The organism is Exiguobacterium sp. s194 (genome assembly GCF_018618275.1).
GTDB classification, from domain to species: Bacteria; Bacillota; Bacilli; order Exiguobacteriales; family Exiguobacteriaceae; genus Exiguobacterium; species Exiguobacterium chiriqhucha.
The window spans coordinates 220,823-241,795 of record NZ_JACSLT010000003.1; the positions used below are offsets into that span (position 1 = coordinate 220,823).

The 20,973-nt window shown below is 53.7% G+C and carries 14 protein-coding genes; 9 read left to right on the top strand and 5 right to left on the bottom strand.

What is annotated here, in order from left to right; genetic code table 11:
- Positions 1-17: 17 nt before the first annotated feature.
- Entirely contained in the window at positions 18-1,715 is a 1,698-nt protein-coding gene (locus KNP85_RS05025) for a glycoside hydrolase family 13 protein (protein ID WP_214801732.1), read from the bottom strand.
- Between the two features lie 141 nt (positions 1,716-1,856).
- On the bottom strand, positions 1,857-2,612 hold the full coding sequence (locus KNP85_RS05030) for an alpha/beta hydrolase (RefSeq protein ID WP_128123028.1): 756 nt from the start codon (positions 2,610-2,612) through the stop codon (positions 1,857-1,859).
- Positions 2,613-2,996: 384 nt separating this feature from the next.
- On the opposite strand from KNP85_RS05030, the gene KNP85_RS05035 reads away from it, so the two are divergent.
- The 9 genes from KNP85_RS05035 to guaC all read left to right on the top strand — a co-directional run bounded on the left by KNP85_RS05035 (position 2,997) and on the right by guaC (position 18,894).
- On the top strand, positions 2,997-6,503 hold the full coding sequence (locus KNP85_RS05035; RefSeq protein ID WP_214801734.1) for a chitobiase/beta-hexosaminidase C-terminal domain-containing protein: 3,507 nt from the start codon (positions 2,997-2,999) through the stop codon (positions 6,501-6,503).
- 110 nt (positions 6,504-6,613) lie between these two features.
- Positions 6,614-7,819 (top strand): NAD(P)/FAD-dependent oxidoreductase, encoded by a 1,206-nt coding sequence (locus KNP85_RS05040; protein WP_214801736.1) that lies wholly within the window; start codon positions 6,614-6,616, stop codon positions 7,817-7,819.
- A 49-nt stretch (positions 7,820-7,868) separates the two neighbouring features.
- Positions 7,869-8,531, top strand: a complete 663-nt coding sequence (locus KNP85_RS05045; protein ID WP_214801739.1) for a hypothetical protein — start codon at positions 7,869-7,871, stop codon at positions 8,529-8,531.
- Between the two features lie 110 nt (positions 8,532-8,641).
- Positions 8,642-10,726, top strand: coding sequence for a heparinase II/III family protein (locus KNP85_RS05050; RefSeq protein ID WP_214801742.1), 2,085 nt, complete (start codon positions 8,642-8,644; stop codon positions 10,724-10,726).
- 109 nt (positions 10,727-10,835) lie between these two features.
- Positions 10,836-12,845 (top strand): catalase, encoded by a 2,010-nt coding sequence (locus KNP85_RS05055; protein WP_214801744.1) that lies wholly within the window; start codon positions 10,836-10,838, stop codon positions 12,843-12,845.
- 120 nt (positions 12,846-12,965) lie between these two features.
- Positions 12,966-14,219: an MFS transporter gene (locus KNP85_RS05060; protein WP_214801747.1), complete on the top strand. Its 1,254-nt coding sequence runs from the start codon at positions 12,966-12,968 to the stop codon at positions 14,217-14,219.
- A 138-nt stretch (positions 14,220-14,357) separates the two neighbouring features.
- Positions 14,358-15,542: an MFS transporter gene (locus KNP85_RS05065; protein WP_214718687.1), complete on the top strand. Its 1,185-nt coding sequence runs from the start codon at positions 14,358-14,360 to the stop codon at positions 15,540-15,542.
- A gap of 110 nt (positions 15,543-15,652) precedes the next feature.
- Entirely contained in the window at positions 15,653-17,710 is a 2,058-nt protein-coding gene (locus tag KNP85_RS05070; protein ID WP_214801750.1) for a PAS domain S-box protein, read from the top strand.
- Positions 17,711-17,910: 200 nt separating this feature from the next.
- Positions 17,911-18,894 (top strand): GMP reductase, encoded by a 984-nt coding sequence (guaC, locus tag KNP85_RS05075; RefSeq protein WP_021067936.1) that lies wholly within the window; start codon positions 17,911-17,913, stop codon positions 18,892-18,894.
- A gap of 30 nt (positions 18,895-18,924) precedes the next feature.
- Here the strand turns inward: guaC and KNP85_RS05080 are convergent, their stop codons facing one another.
- Genes KNP85_RS05080 through KNP85_RS05090 form a run of 3 tightly spaced genes read right to left on the bottom strand, consistent with a single transcriptional unit; the run spans position 18,925 to position 20,967 of the window.
- A complete protein-coding gene (locus KNP85_RS05080; protein ID WP_214718696.1) occupies positions 18,925-19,362 on the bottom strand; it encodes a GNAT family N-acetyltransferase in 438 nt (145 codons plus the stop codon).
- Positions 19,362-20,222, bottom strand: a complete 861-nt coding sequence (locus tag KNP85_RS05085; RefSeq protein ID WP_214801753.1) for an MBL fold metallo-hydrolase — start codon at positions 20,220-20,222, stop codon at positions 19,362-19,364. Before KNP85_RS05085 ends, KNP85_RS05080 begins: the two co-directional genes overlap by 1 nt.
- Complete coding sequence (locus KNP85_RS05090; protein ID WP_214801756.1) at positions 20,209-20,967, bottom strand: P-loop NTPase family protein; 759 nt, start codon at positions 20,965-20,967, stop codon at positions 20,209-20,211. Before KNP85_RS05090 ends, KNP85_RS05085 begins: the two co-directional genes overlap by 14 nt.
- Between the last annotated feature and the right edge of the window lie 6 nt (positions 20,968-20,973).

A 20,973-nucleotide genomic window follows, 5' to 3' on the forward strand; every position in this document is an offset into this window, starting at 1 on the left:
GGGAAGGTGTCTTCTCTTTATAAGCGGTACAGTCTTGCTTCGAACGGCCGTAGCATAAACGTGTCCGTCTCGATCGTCTCAGGATCCATCTCATTCGTTAACACGAGCGTCGCTTTGTCGAGACCAGGCAGCGTCGTCTCGGCAGGGTTTGCCGTCAAGTTGACGATGACATAAAACGTCTGTTGTTCGAACGTGCGCTCATAGGCGAACACTTGCAGATGTTCCGGCAACAAATCGCGGTAACTGCCGTACGTGAACGTGTCTTCCGTCCGACGAAGACGAATCATCGCTTTATAGAACGAAAGAATCGAATGGGCATCCTTCGATTGGGCGTCGACGTTGAGCGTCTCATACTCTTCATGAATCGGCATCCATGGCGACGCTGTCGAGAAACCAGCGTTCGGTGACGCGTCCCATTGAATCGGGGTGCGGACGTTGTCGCGTGATGTGCCCCATACGTGCTGCATCGAATCGATTTCGCTCATCCCGTTGGCAATCCGTTCGAAGTATTCATTTTTCGTCGCCACATCGTCATAGTCATGGATGGACGGAAGCGGCACATTCTTCATACCGATTTCCTGCCCTTGATAGATGAACGGTGTCCCGTGCATGAAGAAATACGTCATACCAAGCGCAGTCGCGCTCTCGCGCCAATAGTGGTTCTCATCCCCGACGAGCGAGACGGCACGGACCATGTCATGATTCTCGATATAGAGAGCGTTCCATCCCGTCTCGAGTAGGCCTTGTTGCCACTTGTCAAAGATGCGCTTCAGCTTGACGACATCGAGCGGCGCCAGACGTGATTGCCGCATGATATCGACATGGTCGAAGTGGAACGCCATGTTCATCGCCCCGTTCTCCGGCCCCATCCATAAATCGGCGGCTTGCGGTTCAATCCCGTTCGTCTCGCCGACCGTCATAATATCGTAATTGGCGAACGTCTCCTGCTTCATCTCTTGGAGATAGTCGTGGATGCCATCGATGTTCGAATACATCGAGAACGCCGTGACGTGCGGTTTTCCGTCTGGGGACGGCAACATCGTCTCGGTTGGCATCTTCTTGATGTGGCTGATTGCGTCGACCCGGAATCCGTCGATGCCTTTGTCGAGCCACCAGTTGATCATATCGTAGACGGCAACACGCACGTCTTCATTTTCCCAGTTCAAGTCCGGCTGTTTTTTGGAGAAGACGTGCAAATAGTATTGCTCGGTCGTCTCATCGTACTCCCACGCTGAACCACCAAAGATGCTCGCCCAGTTGTTCGGGGGTCCCCCATCCGTCCCATCGCGCCAGATATACCAGTCGCGTTTCGGGTCGTCTTTCGAGCGTTTCGATTCGACGAACCACGGGTGCTCATCGGACGTATGGTTGACGACGAGGTCCAAGAGCAGCTTCATGCCGCGTGCATGGACGGCTTTGAGCAATGCGTCAAAGTCTTCCATCGTCCCAAACTCTTGCATGATGTCTTGATAGTCCGAGATATCATAGCCGTTGTCATCGTTCGGAGATTTGTACATCGGACATAGCCAAATCACATCGATGCCAAGGTCTTCTAAATAATCAAGCTTCTCGATAATACCGCGGAGATCACCAATCCCGTCTCCGTTCGAATCTTTAAAGCTACGCGGGTAAATCTGATACGCGATCGCTTCTTTCCACCACGTGCGGGTGACCGTTTTTTTCGCCACTTGTTCTCTGCTGACCATTGACTCCATACGCCGCTTGCCTCCTACATCTCATCATTTATATTTTATGTACTTGAACAGCAATACCTGTTTTAGGCTGAATCTAATACTACAATAGCACTTGTGCAAGCGTTTGCAAATAATGAGATATAAAAAAATGTAGTCCGGAGACTACATTTTCGGGGCTGTCGCAACTTGTTCACAGAATGCACCGATGACGTCCGCTAACCGCTCCCGGTCATGGTCCATCGTCGCCACATGATACGACTGTTCGAGCACCTCTCGTTGTTTTGGGGCTTGAACAGTTTCGTACAACCACATCGAGTCCTCGGGCGGCACGACGTTATCGATGGCCGAATGGATGACGCACGTCGGCACGGTCACCTCGGCCGCCATCGGTCGCACTTCCTCGATGAGCGCGAGTAATTCCCGAATGGCTGACGTCGGCACTTTGTCGTAGACAATTTCATACACACCCGGCGCACAGATATCCGGTTCGTCTTCATCAATGAAACGACAGACATCGTCCGTGGCGTGACAGGCATAGCCTGGCACGGACAAGGCCGCATTGATGGTGACGATCGCATCGGCCTGCCCGGCCAAAGCGGCCTTCATCGCCAGCGTCCCGCCCATTGACTGCCCGACAACGATGACGTGTCGACATCGCTCACGCAAGAGACGGATACCGGCTTCCATCGACTCATACCAGCAGCGGCGTGTCGATTGCCGAAACTCTTCCGGATCCGTCCCATGTCCTTTGAGCCGCGGTGCGAAGACGGTGAATCCTTTCTCCATCAAGGCGGTTCCAACGTCACGCACACTTTGAGGCGTCCCGTTAAAGCCATGGCATAACAAGATGCCAATATCATTTCCTTCATAATAAAACGCGCCCGCTCCCGGGATGACCGGATAAGTAATTGTCGTCATTCGTTTCCTCCCTATTTAATCCACAGTTAACCGATACACTTAGTTGTATTAATGAATTGTAAGAGTTGCAACACGTCGCGTCAACCCGATTGCCTACTTGCTCAGTTCTCTTCATGTCTGTAATCAAACTGTAATATGAACTTCGCAATAAGTGGATTGAGTTCTGACGTCTGCTTGGTTATGTTTAACATGTAGTTGAAAAGTTGGTAAATGATAGTGAAATACGTCAAACGATGGGGAAGTACGATTATGTCTTCCTGGCGTCAAGTCGAGTAATGTAAGCGCTATCATTTTTTTGGATTAAGGGGGCATCCGCTCAAGCAAGTGACCACACGAACTGGGACATCGTATCGGCCATCTACATAATCAAAGGGAGACTAACACATGGGGAAACCACAAGCACGTTCATTCAAACAAATGACCGGCCTCGCCTTATCAGCCGGACTCATCGTCAGCAGCATGACGCCGATCGCGGCAAACGTACACGCAGAGACATTGAACGCTTCAGACCTATTCATCTCGGAATACGTTGAAGGGTCTAGTAACAACAAAGCCATCGAATTGTTCAATGGAACGAATGCGGCCATCGACCTCTCGGCCTATAGACTTGAATTGTATGCGAACGGAGCGGCCACTCCAGGCACGACGCTCAACTTGACAGGTACGCTTCAACCAGGTGGCACATACGTCATCGTCAACGGCAGTGCGAACGATGCCTTGAAAGCAAAATCGAACGCGACGAGCGGTGTGACGAACTTTAACGGCGACGACACGCTCGTCTTGAAAAAAGGAGACACGGTGCTCGACGTCTTCGGTCAAATCGGATTCGACCCGGGCACGAAATGGGGAACGACGGTCGCCACGGTGGACCAGTCGTTAGTCCGTAAAGATACGGTGACGACTGGCGATGCGAACGGAGCGGATGCGTTCGACCCGGCCGTTGAATGGAACTCACAACCAATCGATACGTTCACGAACCTCGGATCGCACACGTTCCAAGGCGTCGTCTACGGCGATGGCGGTACGGTCGAACCACCGGCTCCGGTCACTCCGATTTCAATCAGTGACGCCCGGTCGAAAGCCGAAGGCGAAACCGTCACGATTAAAGGTGTCGTCACAGCGAAGCTGGCCAATACGATTTCGATTCAAGATGCGACAGGCGGCCTCTCGGTCCGTCCGACGTCACTCGCCGTCAACGTCGGTGATGAAGTCGTCGTCACGGGTGCCATCGGTTCGTACCGCGAACTCCTTCAATTGAACAGCGCCGTCGTCGTCTCGAAACAAGCGGCGAGCGTACCAGCTGCGCAAGTCCTAACTGGCGAACAAATCAATGAGGACGTCGAGTCGGAACTCGTCACCGTGAAGAACGTTAAACTCTCGGGCAGCGGGCAAAACTTGACGGCCACGGATGGAACGAAAGAGTTCGTCGTGCGTGATGAGCGCGGCATTCTCGATTTACAGACGGACGTCAACTACTCGTCAATCACGGGTATCGTGCAACAGTTCGATAACACGTATCAAATCATTCCGCGCGACGTATCTGACGCAGTAATCGACGCATCGGTACTCCGTCCGGCAACAGCGAAGCCAGGTGCAGGCACGTTCGTCGGTCCACAAGACGTGACACTTTCGACGACGACAGCGGGCGCTGACATCTATTACACACTCGACGGGTCGGACCCGAAAGTGAACGGTACCCTTTATACGTCACCAGTCCGCATCGAGGAGACGAAAACGCTCAAAGTTGCCGTCAAATCGGGTGATGCGTTCAGCGCCGTGACGACGTTCGACTATAAAATCACGGACAAAATCCGCATTCATGACATCCAAGGCGCAAGCCATACGTCACCGATGAACGGACAGACTGTTGAAGGCGTCGAGGGCGTCGTCACGTACTCGTTCGTATCGATGGGTACCACGTATTACTATATCCAAACGCCTGACACGGAAGCCGACCAAGATGCACGAACGTCAGAAGGAATCATCTTGTATGGTGGCCGTTCAATCGCGGGCATCCAAGTCGGTGACCTCGTCAACGTGAAAGGTCTCGTCAGCGAGTACGCCATCGAAGGCTACAGCGACCGTCAACAGACGGATATGAAGATGACGCAAATCGATACACGCAACGGAAGTGTCAACGTCGTCAAGAGCGGTGTCACACTCCCGACGCCAGTGAAAATCGACGCGTCGAACTTGCCGACCGAGTTCATCGACAGCGATGCCCTCGCCGTCTTCAACCCGGACAAAGACGCCATCGACTTCTGGGAGAGCCTTGAAGGGATGCGCGTCGAGACGGGCAACCTCAAATCGGTATCACCGCAACAGAACGGCGACCTCGTGACCGTGCTCGAAGCAACACCGACCGAGACGTTCAACGGTGGTATTCTGTTGAAAAAAGATGATGCCAACCCGGAACGGATTCAATTCCGTCTCGAACCAAATGCCGACGCTCGTGATTTCGATGTCGCGACCGGTGACCGCTTCAACGGCCCGATCGTCGGTGTCGTTGGATACTCGTACGGCAACTATAAGATTCAAGCTGGTCTTGATGAGATGAAGGCTGCCTTCGTCAAAGGTGATGCCAAGCGCGAGACGACGTTCATCGAAGCTGAAGAGGACAAATTGACGATTGCCTCTTACAACCTCGAGAACTTCTCGAACAACGTCAAAGAGACGTCGGACGAGAAAGCCCTCAAACTCGCGAAAGCGTTCGTCGAGGAGTTGAACAGCCCGGACATCATCGGCGTGACCGAAGTCCAAGATAACAACGGGGAAGGTACAGGCGATTCTGCGGCCGATCAAAGCTACCAACGTTTGATCGACAATATCGTCTCGATTGGCGGCAAATCGTACAAGTACGTCAACATCGACCCTGAGTACAATAAAGACGGCGGCGCACCAAATGCCAACATCCGTGTCGGCTTCTTGTATGACCCGGAACGTGTCTCGCTCACAGAAGGCATCCCTGCCGGTGACGCAACGACAGCTGTCGGTTATGAAAACGGCAAGTTGACGCACAACCCGGGCCGCATCGACCCGCTCAACCCAGCGTTCAACAGCTCACGTAAACCGCTCGCGGCCCAGTTCGACTTCCAAGGCGAGAACGTCGTCGTCATCGCCAACCACTGGAACTCGAAAGGTGGCGACACTGGTTTCTTCGGCTCGAAACAGCCGGTCGTGCTCGGCAGTGAAATCCAACGAAAACAAATCGCTCAAATCGTCCATGACTTCGTCGCTGACGTGAAAACGGACAACCCGGACGCGAACGTCGTCGCCCTCGGTGACTTCAACGACTTCGAATTCTCGGATGCGATGCAAATCTTCAAAGGCGACTTGATGACGAACATGGTCGAGAAAGTCCCAGCTGTCGACCGTTACTCGTACGTCTATCAAGGGAACTCGCAAGTGCTCGACCATATCCTCGTGTCAAACCGTTTAGCGGCGACGACCGAAATCGATATGATTCACGTCAACGCTGACTTCACGGAAATGTCGGGCCGCGCCAGTGACCACGATCCGGTCCTCGCACAAATCGACCTCACTCCGGAGCCAGAAGTGGAATTGACGCGTTACACAGTCGAGAACAACAAAGCTGCACGCCTCGTCCTCCAAGATGACTTCATCGGCGTGACGATCGGTAAAGGCACGAACTTCAAGAACGGCATCTTCGTACGCGGCGCCTACACGGAATTGACAGGTGACCCGCTCAAAAACATCGTCGTTCAAGTGAAACCGAAAGAAGCCGGTGCCATCATCGACTTCGACGGCGCAACTGTCAAAGAAGTAATTGTCGATGGAACGAACTTGGCTGAAATCCGTGGCGCAGAGAATGTGAAACGGATCAGCTACACGAAAGGCGCATCCGCGAACACAGTCGTCATCAAAAAGTAACGATTGAATCGAATACGCAAGCCGCAGACAGATTGTCTGCGGCCTTTTGCGTTTTCATTCGTGAAATTCGGGGATTAAGTAGAAGATGCTGATTATCGGAGGATGACGTTATGGAGATGCACAACGGGAACTTATATTGGCCGACCACAGAATCGGAACAGATCGTCTTACAAAAACCGATCAAGAAAGAGCGCTACGACGTACTCGTCATCGGCGCGGGCATGTCGGGAACGCTGACAGCCTATACGCTTTACAAAGACGGTGTCGATTTCGCCGTCATCGACCAAGGGAAAGTCGGAGCCGGGAGTACGGCCGCGAACACAGGACTCATTCAATACTCGAACGACATTATGTTGCACGAACTGGCCGAGCAAATCGGTGAAGAGGACGCGGTCCGCTTCTATCAACTGTGTGCCGAGGCGGTGGATGCGCTCGACGAGGTCGCTAGGACGGTCGACGCCAAAGACGTCTATATCCGGCGTGACAGCCTTTGCTTCGCCAGCAGCGAAGCAGATGTCTCCAAATTGAAACAAGAGTATGAGATGCTGACGAAACACGGACTCGCGGCCGAATGGCTCGACCGGGAGGCGTTACAAGACCGCTATCCGTTCGATAAACCGGCCGGCTTGATTACGAACGGCGATGCCGAGGTCAATCCGCTCACGCTCAGCCGTCAGGTCGTCCGCTACTTGTCGACCCAAAACGTCCCGATCTTCGAAGAGACGGACGTCACAGAAGTCGTCGCCGATGGAGACGACTGGCTCGTCTTGACCCCCGCGGGAACGTTCAAAGCGGGCCACGTCATCTTTGCGACCGGTTATCGCCCGGCCCCGCTCCTCGACACACATCGGATTGAACTCAACCGTTCTTATGCGATTGCGACGAATCCCGTTCCTGACTTCGACGAGTGGGAAGGTCAGGCGCTCATTTGGGAAACGAAACGGCCGTACCTCTATTTACGGACGACCGTCGACGGCCGCATCATCGCCGGCGGACTCGATGAAGAAAAAGCAGAAACCCCGCATAGCGAGGCACTCATTCAAAAACGGGCCGAGCGATTGCGCCAAGAAGTCGAGGCGCTGTTCCCGATGTATGATTTGACAGTTGAATACGCCTGGGTGGCCCTGTTCGGTGAGTCAATCGACCAACTACCCTTTATCGGGGAACATCCGGACCGTCCGAACCTTTATTATTTACTTGGATATGGGGGCAACGGCACGGTCTACAGCATGTTAGGTTCTAAAATCTTGAGCGAGTTGGTCCGCGGCATCGACAATCCAGATGCTCGAATCGTACGATTAAATCGGACACGTTAATCCCCTGACATCAGGGGATTTTTTATACATACGCATTGGAGTGAGTAAAATGACAACAAAACAAAAACCAAAATGGGTGTATCGCCTGAGGCGCGGTCTTCTCTTCATCCCTGCCATCGCCTTGACCGTCTACGTCTGGCCGCATGAGCCGGCAGAAGAAACGACAGAGGAAACCGTCACGCAAGCAGAGGCAACAGACGACGAGCAGCGCTACACGATTGAAACGAGACAAGCTGTGACAGAAGACGAGGCCGTCCGCTATACGTATGACATCGTGGTCCACGGACAACCTGACGTCGAGACGCTCCAGTCCATCAGTCAGGATGTCATGGACGAGGTGACGGCGCGCGATACGTTCCAAGCCGCCCTCCTCCGCTTTTATGATCACGAAGCCTATATCGGTACCGAATCACCACTCGGCGAAGCCGTATTTGCACCTGAAGGCGATTGGAGCCTGGCGGACACGGTCCAACCCGGCGCCTATGAAGAGATGTCGTTCGGCTGGCAGTTAAAAGAGAAGGAATGGGACACACAACTGTCAGATGAAGAAGCACGCGTTTGGCAAGCCTGGAATCGCGTCTACGAGGCCGAGCAATCGGACGACCCTGACTTGAAAGCGAAAGTGATCCGTACCGTCTCAACAAAATATGATCTCAATCCCGAAACGGTACAACGTATCGTCTTGAAGCAAAGTGTCTGGGCCGCATTATAACCTGATTCATCCAAAAAGATAGTACGATTTTTCCTTTCTTTGGCTAAATATATAATTGTATACTAATTGTATACATGTAACCGTTGAACGGTCGGAGAAAGGAAGACGTTATGAAACGATGGATACTTTTATGCCTGCTTCTGGTTATGATTGGGGCGACTTTGACGCCGCGACAGGTCGACGCTGCATCAAGTTCACCTTATGAGGTGAATGCGCCTACTGGCACGACGCTTTATCAATTTGTCGGAAAGACGCTCAAGCCAAAAGGAACGTTGCGCGCGGCGAAGCGGTTCAAGGCGCTCAGTACGTCCGGTCACTACTATAAGATTCAAGACGGAAGAACCATCTACTACGTAAAAAAGCAAGCCGTCACACTAGTGGCGACGAACTTGTCGCTGACGACGTTTTCCGGTTCGACCTATTCCCGGCTGACGCACGAGTATATGCGCTCGCTCACCCGGGGACAGACGCCTTACTATTACGATGAGTTGACCGCCAAGACGGCCATCGCCCGGGCCGATGCCGCCATGAAGGGGAACTGGTATATTCCGTCCCCTCCCTATCAGTTGCGTGTCCCGAACATCGATACATACCGGTTTGATGTCAGCGTCCCTGCGGTCGATTCGACGTCGTTCAAGTTTCAAATCCATTATTTCACGACGTTGAATCAGTTGACGCAAGCGTATGCCGCCACCGGACGAGATGATTATCTCCGCTACGGGAAGCGGATTGTCACGAGTTGGACCAAGCAATATCCGGCCGCGAATTATACACGCTACCGCTGGCCGTATCACGACCATGGCACCGCCATCCGGACGTTCCATTTGCTCAACTTCTGGAATGAATTCCGTTCGTCCGCGGTCAACACCGACCCGGCCTTCTCACAGCTGTTCGCCAAGACACTGTATGAACACGCGACACTGCTGGCGACGCCGAGTTTTTATAAGCCGAACAACAATCACGGCATGTTCCAAGATATGGCCTTGACCGCCGTCGCGGAGACGCATAGGAGCTTCTATCGTTCCTCGGCCTGGCGCTCGCTCGCGACGAACCGGCTCACCCAGCAGTTGAACCACAGCTTGAGCACGGACGGGGTCCATCTCGAACACTCGCCGTTCTATCAAATCTATCTATATGACACGCTCGCCCGGTTCAACGACTGGGCGGCCGCCAACCGCTTCGCCCTATCGAGCCGGATGCGTGACGTCAAAGATATGCCGAGCGCGCTGACGTATATGTTGAAACCGAACGGGACGCTGCCGATGTTCGGCGACACCCCGTCCATCACGCACCGGACGGACGCGATTCCGTATATCGAGCGCTATCCGCATTTAAATTATGCGATGACGCAAGGACAGTCGGGGACCCAACCGTCGACACGGGTCGGCAAGCTATCGAACCAGTACGCCTTCTTCCGCCAACATTGGGGCGGGGCCTCTGGTCCGTTCCGGGACGCGGTCCAAGTGATGATGACGGCTGGCTATCATAGCAACATCCATAAGCACGCCGACGATTTGTCGATCGACCTGTACGGCTACGGCCGCGACTTTATCGTCGAGAGCGGACGTTACGCTTATACGAACCGTCCCGAACGTAGCGCCGTCATGCAGGCCGCGGCGCATAACACCGTCCATGTGGTGGGTAAAAACTTCAATTTGACGCCGAGCAACTTGCGGCGAAGCCAAATCACATCGGTCGGGGCCGCGTCGACGCAATGGACGGCCGCCGGAGCGAGCGGGCTGCTCGGCAACGGGATGACGCACACCCGTCGTCTCGCCTACGACCGTGATGGGACGGTGCTCGTCTACGATGACATCACCAGTCCGACGACGACCTCGTTCGTCCAGCGCTTCCATCTTGGGACTGGCTTGAATCGTGTCTCGAGCGGCAGCCGTCACGCCATGTATAAAGACAACGAGAACCGATCGATTCATCTGTTGCAACTTGACGTCGGCTCGACGCCGAAAGTCGCCGTCGGCGCAAGTTATGTGTCGTATCGTGACTATGACTGGCAACGTCGCAATCAAGTCGTGACGACAAAGCGTGGCAAGGAAGTCGAGTATTTGACGCTGATCCATATCGGCGAAAAGACGACCAAAATCACGTCCGCCACAGTCCAGACGACGTCGCGCCACTACGTCGTGCGCTACAAACTGTCGGACGGCACGACGAAAACGCTATCGATGTTACGCTAACCTCCATTTTAAAAATGGGGGTTTTTTCTCGGTCGGTTAGGGAAAACTCGTACAGTAGGCCAAAATGTGGCTTACGGCGTGTGCGCATACTTAAAGGGGAGGCAATAACATGGGGAACAAGAAAGAAGAACAGTTAAAACAACATACGATTGATAACGAGCAGCAAGCCGGGCTCACGACGAACCAAGGGCTGAAGATGGCCGAGGACGAATTCTCGCTCAAAGCCGGACGTCGTGGACCGACACTGATCGAGGATTTCCATTTCCGCGAGAAGATGACGCACTTCGACCACGAACGGATTCCTGAACGTATCGTGCACGCACGAGGCGTCGGGGCACATGGGGAGTTTCAAGTGTATGAGTCGCTCGCCGAGTATACGAAAGCCGACTTCTTGAACGACCCGTCGAAAGTGACGCCGGTGTTCGTCCGTTTCTCGACGGTGCAAGGTTCGCGTGGGTCTGGGGACACCGTGCGCGACGTCCGGGGGTTCGCGACCAAGTTCTACACCGATGAAGGCAACTATGACCTTGTCGGGAACAACATGCCGATCTTTTTCATTCAAGACGCCATCAAGTTCCCCGACCTCGTCCATGCCGTGAAACCGGAGCCGCACACGGAAGTACCTCAAGGCGGCAGCGCCCACGACACGTTCTGGGACTTCGTCGGACAAAACCATGAGACGGCCCATATGATCATGTGGGCGATGAGCGACCGGGGCATCCCGCGCAGCCTTCGCATGATGGAAGGGTTCGGTGTGCACACGTTCCGTCTCGTCAACAAGGAAGGTAAGGCGCATTTCGTCAAGTTCCATTGGAAACCAAAACTCGGGGTCCATTCGCAAGTTTGGGACGAGGCGCAGAAAGCGCTCGGTAAGAACGCCGACTTCCACCGCGTCGACCTGTATGAAGCAATCGATAAAGGCGATTATCCAGAATGGGAGCTCGGGCTTCAAATCATCTCCGAAGAAGACGAGTTCAAGTTCGACTTCGACATTCTCGATCCGACGAAACTTTGGCCGGAAGAAGAGGTTCCCGTCAAACTTGTCGGGAAGATGATGCTCAACCGCAACGTCGACAACTTCTTCGCCGAGACCGAGCAAGTCGCGTTCCACCCTGGCCACCTCGTGCCGGGAATCGACTTCTCGAACGACCCGCTCCTTCAAGGGCGCCTGTTCTCGTATACGGATACGCAACTGTCACGTCTCGGGGGACCGAACTTCCATCAAATCCCGATCAATAAGCCGGTCTGTCCGTTCCATAACAACCAGCGCGACGGCATGCATCAGATGGCCATCCATAAAGGGCAGACGAGCTACCATAAAAACGCGCTCAACAACAATCAACCGGAGCCCGTCCCAGCCGACCAAGGCGGATTCGAGCACTATCAAGAGAAAGTCGACGGCCACAAGATTCGGGGCCGGAGCGACAGCTTCCTCGACTTCTATTCGCAAGCGAAGATGTTTTATAACAGCATGACCGACGTCGAAAAGCAGCACATCCAAGACGCCTGCAGCTTCGAGCTCGGCAAATGTGAGTCGGACATGGTCAAAGAGAACGCCGTCGATTTGTTGAATCGAATCGACCGTCATCTCGCCTCGGTCGTTGCCGACAACTTAGGTGTCGACCTCCCGGCCGAGAATAACGAAGTCGTCTCGGACAAAGCCTCACCGGCGCTCAGCATGGCCAACACGATTGCGAAGCCGGACACGAAGAGCGTCGCCGTCCTCCTTGCTGGAGACGTTGATGCCGCGCAAGTGAAGGCGTGGGTCCAAGCGCTCGCTGATCACAAGGTCAACTACAGCCTCGTCGGAAAAAAATCGTATGCGCTCGGCGATCTTAAAGTGAAAGAGACGTACGACACGGTCGACTCGAGTCTGTTCGATGCGGCTTTCCTCGTCAGCACCGCGACCTCGGTCGAAGACGACGTGCTCGAGTTCATCGAGAACACGTATAAACACTTCAAACCGCTCGCGTTGCATTTGCATCACGATGAAGTGCTCGACCGTTGCCGCGTGAAGACAGATCAGCCTGGCGTCTACACGTTCAAACAACATAGTCTCGTTGGTTTCGATACGTTTATCGACGGTATCGCGAAAGGCCGGTTCTGGGATCGCGCCTAATGTGAACAGTTCAAGGATTCGACCCAAATCGACGGGTCGAATCCTTTTTACGTGCTTCCCCTCTCCTCCTCTCTAGCGATATACTTGGTGGGGTATATAGCGTAAAGGAGGAATGACTGGATGCGAAAAGAGATGGCTACATATGCGGAAAGCCTCGAGCACCAAAGACAGTTATATAAACGAACCTTAGTCATCGTCGTGCTCTCGCAAGTGTTCGGCGGTGCCGGTCTCGCCGCCGGGATTACGGTTGGTGCTTTATTGGCACGTGACTTACTCGGAACCGACGCCTATGCAGGCGTCCCGACGGCCCTGTTCACGCTCGGCTCTGCTGCCGCTGCGTTTTTAATTGGATCGATGTCACAACGAGTCGGACGCCGTTTCGGACTGGCGACAGGATTTTTGACCGGTGCGGTCGGCGCATTCGGTGTCATTGTTGCCGCGACGTTCGAGAGCGTAACTCTCTTATTCCTCTCACTCCTGATTTACGGGGCCGGCACGGCGACAAACCTTCAGGCCCGTTATGCCGGTACAGATTTGGCGAAAGCGACCGAGCGGGCGACGGCCATCAGCATCGCGATGGTCTCAACGACGCTCGGGGCCGTCGCCGGTCCGAACTTGGTCGAACCGATGGGACGTGTTGCCGCCGGACTCGGGTTGCCGACGCTCTCTGGACCATTCTTGCTTGCAGGTGTGGCCTATCTCTTCGCAGGTCTCATCTTACTCGTCTTTTTGAATCCTGACCCACTCCTCGTCGCCCGCGCAATCGAGGCGAAACAGAAGGAGACCACTTCGGCGGCACAACCGGTCGAAGCTGCGCATAGTCACCGCGGCGTGTATGTCGGTGCGTTCGTCATGGTCCTCAGCCAAATCGTGATGGTCGCCATCATGACGATGACTCCTGTCCATATGCGCCACCATGGCCATGAACTCGGTGCGGTCGGTCTCGTCATCGGTTTTCACATCGGAGCCATGTATTTGCCTTCTCTCGTGACCGGGATTCTCGTCGATCGGATTGGCCGTGAAGTGATGGCGATTGCTTCGGGCGTGACATTGTTTCTCGCCGGTGTCGTCGCCGCTTTTGCCCCAGCGGATTCTTTGTTCTTCTTAATCGTCGGTCTCGTCCTACTCGGGATCGGTTGGAATTTCGGTCTCATCAGCGGGACGGCCATCCTCGTCGATGCGACGACGACCGAGACACGCGCGAAGACGCAAGGTTCAGTCGATGTTTGGATTGCCCTATCCGGTGCTTCCGGCGGGATGCTTTCCGGTGTCATCGCTGCCCAGTCGAGTTATTTGACCTTGTCGCTCCTCGGTGGGGTCGTCTCCCTCATTCTCGTCCCTCTCGTCCTCTGGTACCGACGTCAGCCCGCTTAACGATTACCGATGCGCGCACGCGCATCGGTTTTTTGCTGGAAATGCGTTGACTCTGACAAACTTTCTCTCGTTTGTTATACTCCTTTAGTTATGTTTATTAACTATTTAGAATCAAACGGATAAGGAGGCGGGCTGCAGATGCAACTGACCGCACAAAAACTATGGACGAAAGATTTCCTCATCATCTCTCTCGTCAACTTCTTCTTAACACTCATCTTTTTCTTATTGATGGTGACGATTGGCGTCCACGCCGTCTCAGCATATGGGGCTTCGACGAGCGAGGCCGGCCTTGTTACCGGCATTTTCATTATCGGGACCCTCTTCGGGAGACTCTTTATCGGGCGCTTGATTGACTCAATCGGACGTCGCAAGACGCTCCTGATCGGCCTGACGTTCTTCACGGCTACGATTTTGCTCTATTTCCTCGACTTTGGCATCGGCTTCTTACTGTTTACGCGCTTTGTCCACGGTCTCGGAATGGGACTATCGAGCACGGCGACCGGAACGATTGTCGCCCAAGTCATTCCCGGCTCTCGAAAAGGCGAAGGAATCGGCTACTATAGCATGAGTTCAACGCTCGCTACTGCCATCGGACCGTTCGTCGGCTTGATGATGAGCCAATACACGAGCTTCTCGGTCATCTTTCTTGCCTGTTTCGTCATCGGTCTCATCAGCTTAGGGAGCGCCTTGTTTGTAACGGTGCCTGAACCTGACAACCCGCAAGTCGTCCGGGGTCTTTCGCTCGGTGCATTCGTCGAACCGAAAGCGTTACCGATTGCGCTTATCATCGGCGTCGCCGCCCTCAGCTATTCGAGTGTGCTGTCCTATATTAATTTTTATGCGAGCGAGCTCGACCTCGTTGAAGCGGCGAGTATCTTCTTCCTCGTCTACTCCATCGCCGTCCTCATCTCGCGCCCGATCACAGGTCGTCTGATGGACGAACGCGGCGCCAATATCGTCATGTATCCGGCCATCGTCCTCTTCGCCGTCGGAATGCTCGTCTTGAGCCAGGCGAACAATGCCGTCATGCTGTTACTCGCCGGAGCATTGATTGGACTTGGCTTCGGGAATATCCAGTCCGGTACCCAGGCAATCGCCGTCAAAGCGGCGGACCCTCATCGGATGGGTATGGCCACGTCGACGTTCTTTATCGCCCTCGACGCAGGTCTCGGATTCGGCCCTTACTTGATCGGGTTACTCATTCCGTTGACCGGCTTTTCGACGCTTTATCTGTTACTTGCCGGTGTCGTCTTCTTCACCGTGTTCCTCTATTACTTGATGAACGGTCGCCGCGAGCGGGCCGAAATGAAGCAAGCTGCCTGACAGGACGTCTCATCGTCCTGTCTTTTTTGGAATGTTCACACATTTTGCTACGACTTACGGTAATATGAGAATGACGCGCCGAAAAGTTTTTGATTGAAATGAGGGACATGATGCACGCCGACCAGACCATCCAACACTATTCCTCCGTCCTGCTCCGTACGTTCGACAAAATCTCTGATTTTGTCTTCTTTATGGAAGTGGACGGTTCAACTTATCGTTACGTATTTGTAAACGAACCGGGAAGACAGGCGATTGGCTGGACAGAGGCCGATATCGGGAAACGTGTCGAAGACATGGTTCCACCTGAGACGGCCGCTCTCGTCACACGCCATTATGACGAGGCGGTACGAGAACGAAAGAGTCTCGTCTTCGAGGACTATCGCCTGGCCGAACCATCTTATACGACAGCAGTTATCTCACACGAGATCCACTTACCCGTTTATTACTACGAGTCCGAGGTGACGCCGGTCTTCGATGAGGCGGGTGCCTGCACGCACGTCATCTCGGTCGTCCGGGAAGTGACGGAACGGAAACGTCGTGAACTCGAGTTGTCTATCTTGAAAGATCAGCACGAATCGCTCCAACGCTATTCACCGCACGGCATCTTCGTCCTCGACGATGCGTTTCGCGTCCAATCGGTCAATCCTGCCGTCACACAGATTACCGGTTACGAGGAAGCCGATTTGTTGGGGGAGTCTTTTTTGTCATGGTTGCCCGAGTCAGAACGGCCCCTTGTCGATGAGGGTCTCCGCTCTGCCTTGTCTGGCACGCCGCACAAATACGGCATGACCGCTCCGCAAAAGACGGGCAACTGGCTCGATTTGGCCATCTTGAATATTCCGATTGAAGTCGGGGGACATATCACGGGACTGTTCGCCATCATTATCGACCACACCCCGGAGAAGAATGCCGAACGGGCGACTCAGGAGAGCGAGCGCCGTTATCGCCAATTGATTGAGACGATTCCTGAAGGGATCATCGTCCATAAAGACGGCGTGATTCTATACGCCAACGCCTTGGCGCTAGAAACGATTGGCGAGACGTATATCGAGAGCGAATCGATTTTCACGTTCGTCGCCACGGAATATCATGAGACGACCAAGGCACGCCTTCAGGCGTTGCGCCAAGGCGATCCGGTCCAAGATACAGAAATCGTGCTCGTCACGCCGGCCGGTCGAAAACTGCATATGGACATCGGCAGCCTGTTAATTGATTACGAAGGAACGACCGCCGTCATGACCTTATTGCGTGACGTGACCGAGAAACGTGAGATAGAGCGTGCCCTGCACCAGAGCGAAACGCAATATCGACTGATTACGGAGAATATGAGCGACCTTGTCTGTATACTCGAGCGTGACGGCCAAGTCCGCTACGCTTCGCCGTCTCATCAAACCGTGCTCGGATATGCCCCGTCGTTCTACGAGGGCAAGAATACGCTCGACTTCATCCATCCGAATGACGTCGAACCGGCGAGACAACAACTCCGGACGATGACAGCGACGAGCGAGCCGCTCACTCTCGAATTCCGTCATCTGCATCAAGATGGTCGTTGGATTTGGCTCGAAACGAAGATTCAAGCGATTTATGATGATACGGGGCAACTGCTTCACTATTTGACCGTCACGCGTGAAATCATGAAGCGAAAAGTGCTTGAAAAACAGCTCAAGCATTTGGCTTACCATGATACGTTGACCGACTTACCGAATCGGCGCTATTTCCTCGCCTATTTGGAAGAGACGTTGGCCCGGTTCGAGGAAGAAGACGAGTCACTCGCCGTCCTGTCGCTCGATATCGATTGTTTCAAACAAGTCAACGACACGCTCGGCCATGACATTGGCGACGAGTTGTTACGCCAATTCTCCACTCGTTTGACCGACGTATTGCGAAATCAAGATGTGGTCGCCCGCTTTGGCGGTGACGAATTCTCGGTGCTCATTCGTTACACGGAAGCTGACGCACCAAAACGCGTGGCCGAAAAACTCGTGACCGCTCTTCGGCGCCCGTGGCAGATTGAAGACCATTCGTTCGTCACGACTTCTAGCGTCGGCGTGGCCCCATACCGACCGGGCATGTCGACAAAACTGTTGCTCAAACGAGCCGACTTGGCCTTGTATCAGGCGAAAGCTAACGGCCGCAATCAATACGCTTTGTTTGAAGACCGCTCCTAAACGGTCTTTTTTTCACGTGAAACATAGAAAAAAGTAACTAAACACGAACATTAGAGATGATTAATCAGCAATCATCAAGAATTTTTACCTTTTATCGCCATATCCCTTTGACATATGCTCTAATTTACGTTACATTACCGAATGGGCGAAGTATTTATCATTCAACGAACCAAATTGTTCGTAAATAGGGGTGTGACAACATGGATAAAGTATTTGATTATGAAGATATTCAATTAATTCCCGCAAAATGTGTCGTCGACAGCAGATCTGAATGTGATGCGAGCGTGACGCTCGGCGGCTTCACGTTCCGTCTGCCGGTCGTTCCAGCCAATATGCAGACCATCATCGATGAGAACGTCGCTCGGTCTCTTGCCGAGAACGGCTATTTCTATATCATGCATCGCTTCAACCCAGAGACGCGACTCCAGTTCATCGAGGACATGCATGGGCGTGGCTTGTATGCATCGATTAGCGTCGGTGTGAAAGAGGACGAATATCGTTTCGTCGAGATGCTTGCGGAAGCCGGACATACGCCGGAATTCATTACGATTGATATTGCGCATGGTCATTCGAATGCGGTCATCCGGATGATTCAACATATCAAACACCATCTTCCAAGCTCGTTCGTGATCGCCGGTAACGTCGGGACACCAGAAGCGGTCCGAGAACTCGAACATGCCGGGGCAGATGCGACGAAGGTCGGCATTGGGCCCGGGAAAGTATGTATCACGAAAATCAAGACGGGCTTCGGCACCGGCGGGTGGCAACTCGCCGCGCTCCGTTGGTGTGCCAAGGCGGCGACAAAACCGATTATCGCGGATGGGGGCATCCGGACACATGGCGACATCGCCAAATCGATTCGCTTCGGGGCATCGATGGTCATGATCGGTTCGCTGTTCGCTGGACACGACGAGTCTCCGGGTGAGACGTTCGAACAGGACGGGAAGTTGCTCAAAGAATACTTCGGGTCGGCTTCTGAATTCCAAAAAGGGGAACGGAAAAACGTCGAAGGCAAGAAAGTGTTCGTTGAGCATAAAGGGGCGCTCCAAGACACGTTGACCGAGATGGAGCAAGACCTCCAGTCGGCTATCTCTTACTCGGGTGGGGACAATCTCGATGCATTGCGCACCGTCGATTACGTCATGGTGAAAAACTCAATCTTTAACGGGGATAAAGTATATTGAAAAGAGGCGACTCACACGAGTCGCCTTTTTTCAATCAGCTGTCAGTTGCTTCGTCATCATATAGTAGTCCGATCCCGGCGGATAATCATAGAGCACGCCGGCGACTTCATAGCCGAAGCGCTCATAAAACGTCTTCGCTTGAAACGAGAACGTCGTCAATTTGACGCGCGTCGCCCCGAGTTCACGGGCCAACCGTTCCCCTTCCTTGAGCAGACGGCTCCCTAGGCCAGTCCCCGCATGTTCTGACGCGACCCAGAGTCGGTCCAAGTCGAACCAGCCCCAATAGACGCTCCCGAACAACCCCGCGATTACGTCCCCGTCCTGTTCCACTTTCAACTGAACGACCGGGACGTCGGCGTTGCGGATCTCGCGATGGTGTACCGAATGAGCGTCATTGAATATCCGCAATCGACTCGTCAAAAATTGTTGAAACGCTTCGTCCTCATCATGAATTCGTTTGATGTTCATCACGCTTCCTCGCTCGAACCGTTCACGAAGAACGAGATCAACTCTTGTACTTCTTCGTCGACGGACCGACCTGTCAGACGTTCGTATTGAGCGGTTATCGCTTCTTTATTTCCTGGGAAATTCGTGGTAATCCGGGCCAAATGACGTAAAACGTCTCGGTCTTTCTCATATTCTGCACGGGTCACGACTTGACCGTGTGACCAGACGTACGCTTCGGCCTCGAACTGATCGAGCAGGTCTAAGAGACGCAATGTCCGTGCCGGGGTCATTCGCCAAGTCGGCGCGTACAAGTTCGCATAGAGGGCATCCCCTAAAAACAACACCTTTTCCTCTGGTACATAAGCCACGACTGCATCGGCAGCGTGATCTCCACCAACGTGCTTCAGAATGACGTGTACCCCGCCGAGGTCGAGGGTGAGCGTATCATCGAACGTCAGCGTCGGTAAGACGACGCGCATCGATCGCTCTTCTCCATATTCGAGTTTGATCGCTTCCGCGCAAAACGCGATCTCGCTTCCGTCTTCGACCCGTTCGGCTAAGGAAGCATCGTCCCACGCATAGGGCAGCAATCGTTCCATCCCGGCTTTTGTCGCAGTGCTCGTGACGGAGACAATGTCGGTCAGCGCCGACAATCCAAAGATATGATCCCAATGCCAATGCGTCAACATGACGATTGACGGTCGTTTGATGCCCCGTTCGGTCAAGGCATCTAGAAATAAAATCGTGTGCGCCTCAGAGTTCCCCGCATCAATCATGAGCGTATGTGTGTCGCCGACGACGGCCCCTAAGATGGGACGGTCGGTCTTCGCGACTGGTTCCATATACCAAAACCGGTCCGAATGCTGCTTAAGTGTCTGCATGATCGGCCTCCTCTCTACTCCGTAATGCGTCGAGCGCTTCGAACGCCCCCCGTTCGTCATTGACGAGGCGAATCGTCCGGACCGGCAAACGCTCTAACAAGCTCAATTCACGCCGTTGCCGGTCTTTCAACAGTTGAATCGTCCCTTCAATCCCGTCCAATCCGTTTGCCTGAGCGTAAGCGCGAGTCGTGTAATACTCGACGAAACCACGTTGCCACTCTGTAGGCCGTTCCGCATAGACATCGCGAAACACGGTCGGAACGTCGACTGTCTCTAAATAGACGACAGTCGGGTCGAGCGGGGCCAGTAAGTCTGCCACCGTCTCGATATAGGCTTCAATCTGCTCGTTCGGGACGTCTTGGGCCACCATGCCGATTGTGAACGGGTTTTGCAGGAAGGCACATTCGAATACGTACGTACCGTCCTCTCCTTTGACCCGTTCCACGAAACGACGCCAACGGCCGATCATCAGTTCAACATGTATATCGAACGGCAGCTCATAGACGTCGACTCCAGAACGACGTTCTTTCGGACGATATCGTATGAATCGACCGTTTCCGTCTTGATCGATGACCTCGCCTTCCGTCATACCGTCTGCTTCGACCCAATAGACGTCATGAACATCGACCGGATGTGACGCATCGATTTCCGAATAAAACGTATAGCCTGGTGTCGCATCGAGTGTTTCCGCGAACGTCGTCTTCCCGCTCCCTGGTAATCCTTCGATCAGCCATAATTTGCTCATATGATA

Bases quoted from the DNA above. Each gene is read 5' to 3' on its own strand.
- KNP85_RS05025 (WP_214801732.1), bottom strand. From the start codon at position 1,715: ATGGAGTCAATGGTCAGCAGAGAACAAGTGGCGAAAAAAACGGTCACC.
- KNP85_RS05030 (WP_128123028.1), bottom strand. From the start codon at position 2,612: ATGACGACAATTACTTATCCGGTCATCCCGGGAGCGGGCGCGTTTTAT.
- KNP85_RS05035 (WP_214801734.1), top strand. From the start codon at position 2,997: ATGGGGAAACCACAAGCACGTTCATTCAAACAAATGACCGGCCTCGCC.
- KNP85_RS05040 (WP_214801736.1), top strand. From the start codon at position 6,614: ATGGAGATGCACAACGGGAACTTATATTGGCCGACCACAGAATCGGAA.
- KNP85_RS05045 (WP_214801739.1), top strand. From the start codon at position 7,869: ATGACAACAAAACAAAAACCAAAATGGGTGTATCGCCTGAGGCGCGGT.
- KNP85_RS05050 (WP_214801742.1), top strand. From the start codon at position 8,642: ATGAAACGATGGATACTTTTATGCCTGCTTCTGGTTATGATTGGGGCG.
- KNP85_RS05055 (WP_214801744.1), top strand. From the start codon at position 10,836: ATGGGGAACAAGAAAGAAGAACAGTTAAAACAACATACGATTGATAAC.
- KNP85_RS05060 (WP_214801747.1), top strand. From the start codon at position 12,966: ATGCGAAAAGAGATGGCTACATATGCGGAAAGCCTCGAGCACCAAAGA.
- KNP85_RS05065 (WP_214718687.1), top strand. From the start codon at position 14,358: ATGCAACTGACCGCACAAAAACTATGGACGAAAGATTTCCTCATCATC.
- KNP85_RS05070 (WP_214801750.1), top strand. From the start codon at position 15,653: ATGCACGCCGACCAGACCATCCAACACTATTCCTCCGTCCTGCTCCGT.
- guaC (WP_021067936.1), top strand. From the start codon at position 17,911: ATGGATAAAGTATTTGATTATGAAGATATTCAATTAATTCCCGCAAAA.
- KNP85_RS05080 (WP_214718696.1), bottom strand. From the start codon at position 19,362: ATGAACATCAAACGAATTCATGATGAGGACGAAGCGTTTCAACAATTT.
- KNP85_RS05085 (WP_214801753.1), bottom strand. From the start codon at position 20,222: ATGCAGACACTTAAGCAGCATTCGGACCGGTTTTGGTATATGGAACCA.
- KNP85_RS05090 (WP_214801756.1), bottom strand. From the start codon at position 20,967: ATGAGCAAATTATGGCTGATCGAAGGATTACCAGGGAGCGGGAAGACG.